Source organism: Crocosphaera sp. Alani8, assembly GCF_038442745.1.
Taxonomy (GTDB): Bacteria; Cyanobacteriota; Cyanobacteriia; order Cyanobacteriales; family Microcystaceae; genus Crocosphaera.
In genome coordinates, this window is sequence record NZ_JARVCN010000045.1 from 1 (window position 1) to 13,993 (window position 13,993).

Below are 13,993 nucleotides of genomic sequence, written 5' to 3' on the forward strand. Positions count from 1 at the left end.
CTCCTGCCTCCTGCCTCCTGCCTCCTGCCTCCTGCCTCCTGCCTCCTGCCTCCTGACTCCTGACTCCTGACTCCTGACTCCTGCCTCCTGCCTCCTGCCTCAAAGCTACAAAGTTCATAATCCATGCATAAGTAAACTGCCATTAAGGTTAAAATAAACATTGGTGATTCCTTATTGTGGATAGGTAATAGTGAAGTTTCGTCCTTTTTTTGTTACTCTCATCTTCGGTGTTATTCTTCTCCTCTCCCTGGCTGCAACTACCATCTACTGGATATTACAACCTAGTCCTTTGCCTCTGTTGGCAGGAGGGGTGGTTAAAGAACCGATCGCAGCTATTTTCCTCCCCAAACAAGCGCCGGTAATGGTTTCTTTGTTGACTAACCCCGATCGCTTGGATGCTTTGGGACGTTGGATCGCGTCCCCCGAGAAAAGACGGCGATCGCATGAAGAAATTCTTACTATTGAAAAAACTTTATTAGCTAAAACGGGACTCGACTATCAAACTCAAATTCAACCCTGGTTAGGGGAAGAAATTAGTCTAGCTGTTACTTCTCTTGATTACGATCATAATCCTAATAACGGGATTAAACCCGGCTATTTATTGGTTGCTTCTACTAAAAACCAAGAACTTGCTAAAGAGTTCTTACAAACTTCCTATTCCACCGATGCGATCGCAGGAACTTCTGATTTAGTATTTGAATCCTACAAGGGAATTAATCTCATTGCCCAACAAAACCCTAATCTTAAGAAAAATACCCCTCTTTCTGCCACAGCAGTTGTGGGGAATATTGTTCTTTTTGCTAACGATATCCAAGTATTAAAAGAGAGTATTAATAACGTTCAAGTTCCGGATTTAAACCTACAAAATGCCCCAGGATATCAAAAAGCATTAGACACTATTATTGATCCAAGAATTGGTATTATTTACACTAATTTTCCTGCTTTGTCTGCTTGGTTAGGCAATCTACCTATTCCAGAATTACCTGAGATTACTCAAACCCTAACTGTTGCCTTTTCCGTCAAAGAGGAAGGTTTAGTAGCCCAAACTGCTCTAATTGGAGTATCTGGGGAAAGCGATCGCACTCCTGTTTTATCGAAACCGGTTGGGGCTTTTTCCTATCTCCCTGACAACACAATATTAACGGCGACGGGAACTAACTTAGCTCAACTGTGGCAACAAATAGAGACAGGGTTAGACCAGGATAGTCCCTTGCAACAGCTATTCAATCGCTCTGTGGGCTACTTAGAAGAACCTTTGGGAGTAAATTTATCAAAAGACGTTTTCCCTTGGGTTAAAGGAGAATTTAGCTTGGGATTGATTCCTAAGAACCAAGAAGGGGAAGCGGATTGGATTTTTATCGCTCAAAAAAGCCCCGATGTGGAAATGGATGAGGTGTTAGAAGGGTTTGATCAACAGGCAGAGGGTGCTGGTTATACGGTAGGAAAATTACCGTTATTGGACACAGATGTAACGGTTTGGACAAAGTTAAAAGCAACAGTCAACCCTAATAAACAGAACTTAGCGACATTAGAAGCAAAAGTAAGTGGAACTCACGGGAATGTTGACGATTATGTAATCTTTTCTACATCAATAGAAGCTATTTCCGAGGCTATTTCCCCCGACTATCCAAAGCTAATCGATACCGAAGAATTTCAGCACGTTATTGAAGGATTATCCCCAGAAAACGACGGTTACTTTTACACTAACTGGCAAAAAAGCGAACCAATTTTAACCGACAAATTACCCATTACCAGAGTAATAGAATTCGGCATCAAACCCTTATTAAGAAATCTTCGCTCTTTTACTTTGAGTAGTCAAGGTAGTCAAAATAACATTCGTCGCGCTACCATTTTCTTTAATGTTGGAGTATAGTTGCCAGAAACAGATTGGAGTTTGAGTACCCATTCTATTTCTCTCCTGACTCCTGACTCCTGTATTCTGACTCCTTCTTCAATCACTAAATACTGTTCAATGCTTCCCCCTCGACCTTCTTATAAACTAAAATTTTCTGGTAAAAACACTCCTTCTAATCGTGTATCTAAGAAATTTTGGATTAAGTTTAACAAACATAAATTTAATCTAGAAGACTTAGGTGCTTGGTATCATCACTGGCGAGAACCTTATCATCTCCTTTTAAATATTCCTTGGAAATATTTTATTGTCTTAATGGGTTTCTTTTATTTTTTTCTCAACGCAGGTTTTGCTTTAGCTTACCTATTAGGAATAGATGGCATAGAAAACGCTGTAAAAGGTTCTTTTAGTGAAGCATTCTTTTTCAGTATTCATACTTTTTCTACCATTGGTTACGGGAATATGTATCCTACTACTGTTTATACAAATATTCTTGTTACCTTAGAAGCCTTTGTGAGTATTTTAGGCATTGCTTTGATTACAGGTTTAGCATTTGCTCGTTTTTCTCAATCTAATGCGAAGATTCTATTTTCTGATGTTGTTGTAGTTCTTCCTTACGATAATGTTCCTACATTGATGCTGAGAGTTTCCAATCAACGTAAAAATTATATTCTCGAAGCTAAGATGCGTTTATATCTCATGTGGGATGAAGTGAGTAAGGAAGGGGATTTTTTTCGGAAGGTTTATGAGTTGAAATTACTTCGGGATCATAATCCTACTTTAGCTATGACTTGGACACTGATGCACCCCATCGATGAAAATAGCCCTCTATTTGGAGTAAGTCTAGAAACCTTAGAAAGAAAAAAGGCTATGCTTTTAACTTCTTTATCTGGTATTGATGAATCTATCGCCCAAACTATGTATGCTCGTTCTTCTTATGGGTTTCGAGATATTCTCTGGAATCATCAATTTTTGGATGTTATTTATCACACTTCTGATGGTCATCGTTATATCGATTTATCCTTTTTCCATCATACTCAACCTCTTGAATCTGATATTTCTTGATTAGCATTTAGCCCTCAGCAGTCAGCAGTCAGCTTTTTTGGATGAATTCTAAGCCGATAGCTGATAGCATTTAGCCCTCAGCAGTCAGCTGTTTTGGATGAATTCTAAGCTGATAGCTGATAGCTGAACGCTGAACCCTGATAGCTGATAGCAAAATCCTTACTATAAAGGAGGTAACTGATTATGCCAGTCTGTGGATTGTTCGTAAGCGTAGGCGACTTGAAACAGTTTTCCTTCCTCCAGTACATTACCAATCAATTGTAAGCCTATGGGTAGATTTTGCTCATCGAACCCACAAGAAATACTCATTCCTGGTAAACCTGCTAAATTAACGGGAATAGTCATTAAATCTGACAAATACATACTCAAAGGATCGGATGTCTTCTCCCCTGCTTTAAAGGCGGTTGTGGGGGAAGTGGGACACACTAACACATCTACCTTCTCAAACCCTGCGTCAAAATCCTGTTTAATTAAGGTGCGAACTTTTTGTGCTTTCAGATAATATGCGTCGTAATAACCTGCGGATAAAGTATAGGTGCCGATCATAATCCGTCGTTTAACTTCGTTTCCAAACCCTTTTGCCCTAGTTTTGGTGTACATATCCATAAGGGTGTCTGCGTTTTCTCTTCTGCCGTATTTTACTGCGTCGTAACGGGCTAAATTAGAAGAGGCTTCCGAAGGAGCAATAACATAGTAAGCAGGAAGGCCATAACGGAAACGGGGACAGGAAATATTGATCACCTTTGCTCCCAAGGTTTTCAGGTGATCGATGGCTTTTTTGACAGTTTCAGCTACGACGGAATCTAATCCTTCCCCGAAGGTTTCCTCGATCACTCCCACGGTTAACCCTTCTAAGGAGGGTTTGAGGTATTGGGTATAGTCAGGGATAGGGGTATTAATACTGGTGGAATCTTTGGAATCGTAACCTGCGATCGCTCCTAAGAGAATGGCTGCATCTTCTACGTTACGGGCAAAGGGTCCAATTTGGTCCAAGGAAGAGGCATAAGCCACCAATCCAAAGCGAGACACCAGCCCATAAGTGGGTTTTAGCCCCACCACGCCGCATAATGAGGCTGGTTGACGGATCGAACCCCCTGTATCGGAACCGAGAGCCACGACGCATTCTGAGGCGGCTACGGCGGCGGCTGAGCCCCCGGAGGATCCTCCAGGAACCCTGGAGAGATCCCAAGGGTTGGCGGTAACTTGATAACCAGAGTTTTCGGTGGAACTTCCCATAGCAAACTCGTCGAGGTTGGTTTTGCCTACCATGACAGCACCTGCATCTTTTAATTTTTGAGTCACGGTAGACTCGTAGGGGGGGACAAAATCAGCCAATATTTGTGATCCACAGGTGGTTTGAATACCTGTAGTACAGAGATTATCTTTGATACCTATAGGTATGCCGGCTAAAAGACCGATTTCTTCGTTATTAGCGATTTTTTGATCCACTTTCTGAGCGGTTTCTAGGGCGTGATCGGCGGTGACTTGTAAGAAACTTTTAACTTTTTCATCTACTGCGTTGATTCTTTCTAACGCTTCTGTGGTAATCTCAACAGCAGATCGTTCTTTGCTGACTAATTGTTGATGGAGTTCGCGGATAGATGTCATGGTCTATTTTTGTTGTTGAAGGGAGGGGATGCGCTACACGCCCACCATCTATGAATATTACCTTAGATGGGGTTAGTCAAACTAACAAATAAAGGCTCTATATATTAGGACTTTCTCATGTCATTATCAAGAGATCAATATATTTCTATTCACCTCAGCAGAAAAACTGCTATCCCTCAATTGTTAGAAGGATGGCAATATTGGCTGGACTTGGGGTTAATTTCTGAACAAGGTATTCCTAGTCAAGTTGTTGCTGGACATGACTTATTACGAGTTGATTTTACCACGACTCTGACAATAGAAAATTTGATTCAACAATTACAATTTTTAGAAAATATTATTGCTTTAGGTGAAGAAAAAAATATTAGTTTGACTATTAAGATTTCAGCATCGGAACCTTTGTTATTAGAAGGTTTAGATCGTTGGTTAAAATTAGGTTTGTTAGACCATACTCAGGTTAAAGATATTGCTCGAAAAAATTTGGTTTCTCCTATTCCTGTTATTGCTGTTACCACTCCTCCTACTACTGTTGCTGAAACTTCTAACCTATCTTTACCTGTTCCTACAAATAAAGTTACCAAGATTCGTGAAAAACGCCGAAGAAAACCTAGAGTCACACAAATTGCTCAATCTTTAATGGCAGAACTAAGTATTATTTGGTTGCTGCTATTAGGTGTCTTTATGGTGGTTATTTCTTCGGGGGTAATAGCTGCGAGTTGGTGGCAAAGATCATCGGCTGTTTTGCAATATGCAATCCTTTGGTTATATACGTTAGGGTTTGGTGTTGCTAGTTGGTGGACAGGAAAACAAACTAATTTACGCTTAACAACTCAAGGGTTACGTATTGTTACTTTATTATTAGTTCCAATTAATTTTTGGGCTATGGATAGTTTTCCTCTTTGGCATACTTTTTTAGGGTTAATTGGAATGTTGGTGGGAAGTCTATCTTTAACTGGGTTAACCATTAAGTTTTTTAAGCCTAAGAGTCAGTCTTTTGGTAATTCTTTGTCTTTGTTAAATCATTTAGGATTAACTTATTTACACTGGGGATGGACTCTTCCAGGAATTCCTATAATTGCTACTTATATTGGTGTGATTGGTACTACTATCATTACCTTGATTTCTCCTCAGAAAAACGAAAATAATAAACATTTTTTACCATTCAGTTTGAGTGGTGGAATCGTTATTTATGCGTTAATAATTCTTTTGGTTAGAGCTATTTTTATTACCGAAGTTAGCATTTTTCAATTGGGTTTAGCTGTGGGTTTATGTGGTTGGTTAATAGGCTGGCGATCGCCTCCAAAAACCCCCTGGAAATGGATAGGAGCCGGTTTATTAAGTCTGGGGTGGTTATTATCGGTTTTTGTCATGCCGATGCAAGCGATAACTATTAGCTTTTTGGCTATAAGTTTGTTAGTAAGGCGTTTAAAATATTCGGGTTCAAGGCGAGATTTTATTATTACTTTTTTAATAGGTTTACAAGTTAATTGGTTATTCTTTCGTTTACCTATTCTTCAACCTATTTGGGGCAATATTATTGATTTAAGTAGTGCCAATAATTACCCTTTTGTATTGACGAGTATTGGACTATTTCCTTACCTGTTTATAATTATACTGACACGACATTTTTGGCTTAATCATAATCAAGTTAAATTATATCGTTTTAGTGGAGCAATTATTTTACTTTTCGGGTTTATTTTGACAACTCTTAGCTTAATAAATCCTCTAGTTAGAACGATTAACTTAACATTGTCAACCTTGACGTTAGGGTATGAAACAAGACACAAACTAAAAAAGGAGCAATGTTTTTTCCTGAAACCCTTAGCTTTAATTACCCACATTAGTTTTATATTAACTTTAGCTTCTGGGATTAATTATTATTTTCCTAAACTTTCTATCAATATGTGGTCTTTGATTTTGTTGGGGTTAATGATTGGGGAACTATTAATATCTTTGCTCCATTTTTTAGAACCATCTTTGAGTAAATTACTTAATAATGATTCTTGGGTATTTGGCTTATTTTTGGCAACAATATCCTATGGTTTATTTTGGTTTAAGCTTCCTTCTAATTTGCCTTTTTGGGGTTTGTCTTGGTTAATTGTTCCTACAATATTGAGTGCGATCGCTACTTGGTATCTACCTCGAAGAAAATCAGCTAGTGAGTTAAGTGTTATTAGCATTTGTTTGACACAAGCACTGACGATTTATTTTCCAGAAACGAGATTAATAGGGTTAATAGTAGGCACAATATTAATGATTGTCAATACTCAATATTTACGTCATCTATACTCAGTTATCATAACTGTTAGCTTAGGATTAATAACAATCTTCTTCTATTTATATATTTTAGATTTATCTTCTTCTCTATGGCTACTTTCAGGAGTAATTATCACACTTCTTTTATGGTTCATTCGCCATGTATTGATTGAAAATACGTCTAATTTAGCCTTGATTTATGCTCAAGTTTTTGATAGTTTTGCTTATATTTTATCCCTAATAAGTTTAATTCAATTGATTGATGTATCTTTAGTTTACACTGCAGCAACTAATACTTTAATATCGTCTGTTACTCTAATGGTAAGTGTTGCTTATCGTAGTTGGCAACCATCTACAAGAAGCAATAGTTTCCCATTGCTTTATAGCATATTGATTTTAGCAATGGTTCCTCTTCCAGCCTTATCTTTACCATTATGGGGATGGATAGAATTGGGAATTGCCACTATGTTGATGGCAGTACAAACGCAAATTTTTAAACAGGTTAATACAGCTTTTATTACCATTGGTTTCATTCTAGAATTGATGGTAGTTGTTTTAGAAGATAATGGTCTTAAGTATGCCGAACAATTTTGGGTATATTGGTTATTAGTAGCAGCAATTATTACTATTTTATTCTGGATTACTTACCATATAATCAATTATTACCAAATTAATTCTATTGACTACTACAAAAAAGCTTTAGATATTTGGGGTATCATATTATCTACTTTTACTGTTACTGCTATCTCTTTTGGTAGATTAGCTACTGACTATCTTTTAAACAATGACTTAATTTTACTAATTACCATTAACCTAATTATGATAGGAACAGCCTATCGTAGTTGGCAAAAATCACAGCAAAATAGTTTGTTATGGTTTAGCATTATAACTATTATAATTATACAGTTCTCTAATCCTAATCTTTCATTCCTCAATATTCTAACACCAATTATTGGTACTATCTTGATATTTAGCCACAGTTACTTATCACCGAGTTTTTCAACAGCTTTTATAACAATTGGTATGGCAATATTTTGCCGATCTTTTATAGTTTTAGCAATTTCCCCAATTTTTAAAATACCAATAATTCCTACTTGGATGATCAGTGATAGTGTAACTTTAATTTTCCTTTGGTCAACTTGGAATTATTTAAAACACAAAAATAAACCATTAGCCATTATTTACACAAAAATTATTGATGTTTGGGGAATTATTTTATGCAGTTTTCTTTTAACAGCTTTAACAGTGCATTCAATAGCTATTTATGCTCAATATACTAATCCTTCAACTTTAGTTATACTAGCTATATTGGTCTTATTTTTAGCAATCTTTTATCGCACCAAAAACCATCAGAATAACCTGATGATCTACACACTGGGCTGGACATTAGAATTATTGACAATTAATATTACAACTATGGTAAGTCAGTCCCTAATTTTACTGGCTATTGTCAATTTTATTCTAGGATTTTTATTACAATTAATTGGGAAATGGTGGCAAAAAAACACAGGACAAAGACAATTTTTAAGTAGTCTGCATACCTTACCACTTTTATACGGAGCTTTAGGATCAGCATTAAGATACAATTCTTTTAATAGTTTAACAGGATTTATTTCTTTTGGATTTGCTTTTATTATTATTGGGTTTGTGCGACAAAAAAGAAGCTTAAAACCTTTGATATATCTAGGCATTATTCTAATTTCTCTCTCTGCTTACGAATTATTATCTTATCAGATTAGTAATTTATCTTGGGGAGATAAATATTTAAGTATGGCAGCCTTAGCAACAACAATAATGTATGTTTATCGTCTTTCTTCACCTTGGTTGTCTTCTTACCTATATCTGACTCCTAGAGAGTTAAAAATAATCGCTCATTCACACTGGATTTTAGGTAGTATTTTTTTAGTATTATCTCTGTTATATCCTGTGGAATCACAACAGTTAATTGCATTAGGTTCCAGTGCATTTTTAACTCAATATGCTATCCTAGAAGGGCGAAACTTTTTGGACAAAAGAAAAGGAGAAATTTGGGTTTATTTGGGATTCATACAAGCATTTGGAACTACTGTATATGGTGTTTTAACCTTTCCTTATACTTTCCTATTGAATGTAATCGGTTCCGTACTCTCTTTATTGGGTATTGTAATTTATACCCTTCCTTGGGAAAGATGGGGGTGGTCAAAAAGACCTTGGAATTTACTAGCTTTTAGTCTCCCATTCATGGGAGTTATTAGTCACGTTGATTTTCTTACTTTGATAGTTGCTTCCATTAGTTATGGACTTCTTGCCAAACTGTCCAATAAATCTCGTTTACTATACCTTAGTATCGTTTTTGTTAATGCTGTTGCTTACAATATTTCTAATCAGTTTAATCAACTATCCCCGTTATTATATTCAAGCTTATTTTGTTTATCTCTCCTGTTTTTGATTATGATTGAACCTTATTGTCAAAGAGAAGAGGGGAAAAAAACAAGACATTTTATCCGTTTGATAGCTACAGCAACTCTTAGTAGTGTTTATATCATATTTTATAGAGAAACAGCTATTATCCCCGGAGTAATAGGACTGATTTTGATTGCTGTTGGTTTAGGAATAAGAACCCGTGCATTTTTATTTATAGGTACAATCACTTTTCTGGCTACAGTATTTGATCAATTAGTTATTGTTAGTTTTACTTACCCTCTATTAAAATGGATGGTTGGATTATTATTGGGTTTAATGTTTATTTGGATAGCTGCGAGTTTTGAAAATAGAAGGAATCAAATTAGTAGTATAATGAATCATTGGATAGAAGAATTTGCAACATGGGAATAGGATAAAAATTGACAACAGAGAAAGAATAAAGCATAATTAAGAAAGATTAATTTTAATCCCGCTAATAATGAATTCAAATTCCGTTAAAAATAACATTAATGTAATGTCGATTCCTTCTTGGTTGAAAAAATCAATTGGAAAAGCAAGTGAAATTTCTACTGTTCAAAAAATTATTAAAACTCGAAATATTCACACAATATGTGAAGAAGGTCGTTGTCCTAATCGTGGAGAATGTTATAGTAAAAAGACAGCCACATTTATGTTAATGGGAGCAACTTGCACTAGAGCTTGTGCCTTCTGTCAAGTGGATAAGGGTCATGCACCTATGCCTTTAGACCCCCAAGAACCCCAGAAAGTTGCAGAATCTGTTAAGTTATTGGGGTTAAGCTACGTTGTACTTACCTCTGTTGCACGGGACGACTTAGATGACGGTGGTGCGCAATGGTTTGTTAAAACGATGAATGCTATTCGTACACTAAACCATGAAACCAAAATCGAAGTGTTAACCCCGGACTTCTGGGGAGGGAAACAAAGGGAAGATGGTCAGAAACAACGAGTCAGTACCGTTGTGTTTGCTAAACCGGCTTGTTACAATCATAATATTGAAACAGTAGAACGTCTTCAAGGTCCTGTAAGACGAGGGGCAAAGTACAAGCGATCCCTAGATGTGCTAAGATTAGTAAAGAAAATAGACCCAACAATACCCACAAAGTCAGGGTTGATGTTAGGTCACGGAGAAACCGAAGCGGAAATTATTGCCACCTTAAAAGACTTAAGAAGAGTAAAATGCGATCGCCTTACGTTAGGACAATATATGCGTCCTTCTTTACAACATATTCCAGTACAAAAATATTGGACTCCTGAAGAGTTCGATAGATTAGGAGAAATTGCGAATTCTCTTGGTTTTTCCCATGTTCGTTCAGGTCCATTAGTTCGTAGTTCTTATCATGCAGGGGAAGAATAAGGAATTGAAAGAGGCAAAAGTTATTATTTTAACGAGTAAACTATTAGGAGTTTAACTCATGACTGCTATAGATAGGATAAAACAAAACCATAATACAATTAACATGAATAATCTTTATGAAACCGACTTTTTAGAATGGACAATACAACAAGCTAAAGTTCTAAGTGAGCATAACATACAAGCATTAGATTGGGATAACTTAAAGGAGGAGATAGAAGACTTGGGAAAAGAGCAAATCCATGCTGTCAGTAGTTGGGTAAAAAGATTGATTGAACATAAGTTAAAGCTGGATTATTGTCCTGATAGTTATCCTCGTAATCACTGGAAACGAGAAATCAATAACTTTCAAGATGAAATTGAAAGAAGATTAACAAAGACTCTCTTGAATAAAATAGATGTGCATAAAGAGTACGAGAGAGCAAAAAGATTAGTTCTGAGTGAATACAATTTCAATTTTCCTGATAAATGTCCTTATACTTTTGAAGAGTTGATGACAAGATTGACAGACGATGAACGTTAATCATTCACTTCAACATAAGTGATTAATTCATCCAGGGAATAAGGACAGTCTGGTGGTAAGTTAATATTATATTGTTCTAGGATTGTTCGTCTAGCTCGATTGTAAGGCTTTTCTAGAGTAATTTTGTTACGGATAGAATTAGTCAGTTTATCTTCTAAATTGTCGATAAAAGAATTAATTTCACACTTCCAGTGATGTCTAGAATAAATATTAGAAGTGTAATCAAGTTTTAAACGATGGATAATAATTTGTTTGAGCAGACTATTAACCGCATTAATTTGTTCTCTACCCAAATACTCGATTTCCTCTAATAAGTTTTCCCAGTCCAAACCCTCAATATCACGATTTTTAATGGCTAATGCTTGATTTTCTAACCACAAAAAATAATCAGTTTCATACAACGACTCGCTAACTGTAACAGATTGATTCATAGGATAATTTATAACATAAAGACAATATAGCAGTTCCCATACTTGTGAGGTAGAGAGGTTATCGCTTTGAGGCAGGAGGCAGGAGGCAGAGGGCAGGAGTTAGGTGTACCTTATGAGTCCGAGAAACGCTATAGTTAACAAAAAGCCCTATTTTCCAATTAAAGGGACGTTGTTGTTTAACCCACAGTTTATTTCAACGAAAATGAGAGTAAAATTACACATTTTGCCACTAAGATAGCAAGGATAATCCCTAAACTACGATATCTCAAACTTATTTGAAATTACTATGCTTTTAGTCTCACCATCTGAAGTTAACAGTATGGAGACTATAAACCTACCCAAGTCAGGAGAGATTTTGAGTCATTATCTGCCCCATCATACTGCTAGTTTTTTCATAATAGCATAAAAAAGTAGTATGTTTTGTCAACCCCCATTCTTACGTTTTTCATTGATAAAATTTCTCAAGTCTTTGGACTAAAATAGTAACACTTTATACCAAAATGTTACTATTTTGCCAGACAAACGAATATTAATAATACAAATACAATACATTTTCATTTATAAGCTGAAATTATTTTTAAGAGGGATGATCATTTATAGTTACATTTGAAATATTTAAAGTAAATAACGTTGCACAATTTCTAAAATGCGATCGCTTGCTTTACCATCTCCAAACGGGTTAACCGCATTAGCCATCTGTTCATAAGCTATTTTACTGCTCAATAATTCACCACTATTACTAACAATATTTTCAACGTTTGTCCCGATTAATTTAGCTGTTCCTGCGTCCACAGCTTCCGGACGTTCCGTTGTTTCTCGCAAAACTAACACAGGTTTACCCAAACTAGGTGCTTCTTCCTGTAAACCCCCAGAATCTGTTAAAAGTAAATAACAGCGTTGAATCGCACCAACCAACTCCCCATAGTCCAAAGGTTCAGTTAAAAACACCCTGGGATGGTTGCCTAAAGTTTCTTTGATGGGTTCCCTTACCGTTGGGTTACGATGCATGGGCAATAATAGGGCTGTATCGGGAAATTTGTCTAAAATGAGGTGAAAACCTTTTAAGATGTCTTCTAGGGGCTTTCCCCAGTTCTCTCGTCGATGTACGGTAGCCAATAGCACCTTATATTTATTCCAGTCTAACCCTTCAACCTCACAGTTGGGTTGTTTGTTGGCAACGGTTAATAAAGCATCAATGACCGTATTTCCTGTTAAGTGAACTTCCCCTGTAACACTGGAACGGTTTAAATTTTCTACTGCAAGGGTAGTGGGGGCAAAATGTAACTGAGCTAGTTGAGAAATTAGGCGACGGTTAGCTTCTTCGGGGTAAGGGTTAAATAGATTGTTAGTTCTTAAACCGGCTTCGACATGACCGATGGGAATTTGTTGATAAAATGCAGCTAAAGTGGCAGCAAACGCTGTGGTAGTGTCTCCTTGAACGATGGCACAATGGGGTTGTATTCTACGAAAAATACCTTCTAAACCTTGTAAACTCCGGTAAGTAATATCCGTCAAGGTTTGCTTAGGTTGCATAATATTTAAGTCTTCGTCTGCTGTTATCTCAAACAGTTGCATCACTTGTTCTACCATTTCCCGATGTTGTCCTGTTAAGATAACATGGGTTTCAAATGCCTCTGAATCACGAAATTTTTGGATAACAGGAGCAAGTTTTATGGCTTCGGGACGGGTTCCAAGGGTGATACAAACTTTATAACGAGATGAAGTCATAGGTCAAACAGTTGAAGACTTAATCTATTGTACAAGCTTAGGTGTTAATGTTATTTGCGATCCAAATTATTAATTACGAATTATCTTATGGTCAATACTGTAGTTTTGAAAGAGTTTATTAAACACCATTATGCTCAAAGGAGTTAATTTATGAGTTTATATGATACTGATATTACTGAATGGGTTGAACAACAAGTTAAGCTGATTAAGCAAAAACAATACGATCAAGTGGACTGGGATAATATTATTGAGGAAATCGAAGACTTGAGTAAACGAGAAAGAGATAAATTTTTATCAGCGATTCGACTAATTATTCATCATCTCTTAAAATGGGAATATCAACCCGAAAAACGTTCTAATTCTTGGTTAAATACTATTCAGAGAGAGAGAAATAATCTGACTTTCTATCTGGAAGATACCCCATCGTTAAAAAAATATTGGTCAGGGAAAGAATTTGAGAGAAATTATCGACGTGCCAAAGCGGACGCAGTCAACGAAACAGGGTTATCGGAGTGGTATTTTCCTGAAAAATGTCCCTATTCCGTTGAACAAATAAAGTCTAATTGGTTGCCCAATTAATCAAAAATAGATATCAAGTGAAACTAATAATTTATGTTTTGTAAGCTTCCATTGTCAAACTGTTCGTTTATTTCTATGGCACGACTGGGACAAATTTCGTACATTTGTAGACCAACTTCATTACGAAGCTTCTCAAAAAGTCTGGGGGGACTCGCCGAAAGTTAGGGGACAAAGAT

General features: G+C 36.4%; 9 protein-coding genes. 6 read left to right on the forward strand and 3 right to left on the reverse strand.

Features of this window, described 5'->3' with window-relative positions; all coding sequences use genetic code 11:
- Positions 1-190: 190 nt before the first annotated feature.
- Positions 191-1,873: a DUF3352 domain-containing protein gene (locus P9B04_RS03710; RefSeq protein WP_342053651.1), complete on the forward strand. Its 1,683-nt coding sequence runs from the start codon at positions 191-193 to the stop codon at positions 1,871-1,873.
- Positions 1,874-2,917, forward strand: coding sequence for an ion channel (locus P9B04_RS03715; RefSeq protein WP_342053652.1), 1,044 nt, complete (start codon positions 1,874-1,876; stop codon positions 2,915-2,917). It begins immediately after the preceding gene.
- Positions 2,918-3,079: 162 nt separating this feature from the next.
- Here the strand turns inward: P9B04_RS03715 and gatA are convergent, their stop codons facing one another.
- Positions 3,080-4,525, reverse strand: a complete 1,446-nt coding sequence (gene gatA / locus P9B04_RS03720) for an Asp-tRNA(Asn)/Glu-tRNA(Gln) amidotransferase subunit GatA (RefSeq protein WP_342053653.1) — start codon at positions 4,523-4,525, stop codon at positions 3,080-3,082.
- Between the two features lie 117 nt (positions 4,526-4,642).
- On the opposite strand from gatA, the gene P9B04_RS03725 reads away from it, so the two are divergent.
- The 3 genes from P9B04_RS03725 to P9B04_RS03735 all read left to right on the forward strand — a co-directional run bounded on the left by P9B04_RS03725 (position 4,643) and on the right by P9B04_RS03735 (position 11,079).
- Positions 4,643-9,595, forward strand: a complete 4,953-nt coding sequence (locus tag P9B04_RS03725) for a hypothetical protein (RefSeq protein WP_342053654.1) — start codon at positions 4,643-4,645, stop codon at positions 9,593-9,595.
- A gap of 67 nt (positions 9,596-9,662) precedes the next feature.
- Positions 9,663-10,559, forward strand: a complete 897-nt coding sequence (gene lipA / locus P9B04_RS03730) for a lipoyl synthase (protein ID WP_342053655.1) — start codon at positions 9,663-9,665, stop codon at positions 10,557-10,559.
- A gap of 58 nt (positions 10,560-10,617) precedes the next feature.
- Entirely contained in the window at positions 10,618-11,079 is a 462-nt protein-coding gene (locus P9B04_RS03735; RefSeq protein ID WP_342053656.1) for a DUF29 domain-containing protein, read from the forward strand.
- On the opposite strand, the gene P9B04_RS03740 is transcribed toward P9B04_RS03735, so the two are convergent.
- Complete coding sequence (locus P9B04_RS03740; RefSeq protein ID WP_342053657.1) at positions 11,076-11,510, reverse strand: DUF29 domain-containing protein; 435 nt, start codon at positions 11,508-11,510, stop codon at positions 11,076-11,078. The two genes, P9B04_RS03735 and P9B04_RS03740, sit on opposite strands and share 4 nt — an antisense overlap.
- Before the next feature lie 615 nt (positions 11,511-12,125).
- A complete protein-coding gene (wecB, locus tag P9B04_RS03745) occupies positions 12,126-13,238 on the reverse strand; it encodes a non-hydrolyzing UDP-N-acetylglucosamine 2-epimerase (protein ID WP_342053658.1) in 1,113 nt (370 codons plus the stop codon).
- 150 nt (positions 13,239-13,388) lie between these two features.
- Between wecB and P9B04_RS03750 the strand changes: the two genes are divergently transcribed.
- On the forward strand, positions 13,389-13,817 hold the full coding sequence (locus P9B04_RS03750; protein WP_342053659.1) for a DUF29 domain-containing protein: 429 nt from the start codon (positions 13,389-13,391) through the stop codon (positions 13,815-13,817).
- Positions 13,818-13,993: the final 176 nt, after the last annotated feature.

What these genes read in the sequence shown, in the direction of transcription:
- gatA (WP_342053653.1), bottom strand. Translation starts at nt 4,525, where the DNA reads ATGACATCTATCCGCGAACTCCATCAACAATTAGTCAGCAAAGAACGA.
- P9B04_RS03725 (WP_342053654.1), top strand. Translation starts at nt 4,643, where the DNA reads ATGTCATTATCAAGAGATCAATATATTTCTATTCACCTCAGCAGAAAA.
- lipA (WP_342053655.1), top strand. Translation starts at nt 9,663, where the DNA reads ATGAATTCAAATTCCGTTAAAAATAACATTAATGTAATGTCGATTCCT.
- P9B04_RS03735 (WP_342053656.1), top strand. Translation starts at nt 10,618, where the DNA reads ATGACTGCTATAGATAGGATAAAACAAAACCATAATACAATTAACATG.
- P9B04_RS03740 (WP_342053657.1), bottom strand. Translation starts at nt 11,510, where the DNA reads ATGAATCAATCTGTTACAGTTAGCGAGTCGTTGTATGAAACTGATTAT.
- wecB (WP_342053658.1), bottom strand. Translation starts at nt 13,238, where the DNA reads ATGACTTCATCTCGTTATAAAGTTTGTATCACCCTTGGAACCCGTCCC.
- P9B04_RS03750 (WP_342053659.1), top strand. Translation starts at nt 13,389, where the DNA reads ATGAGTTTATATGATACTGATATTACTGAATGGGTTGAACAACAAGTT.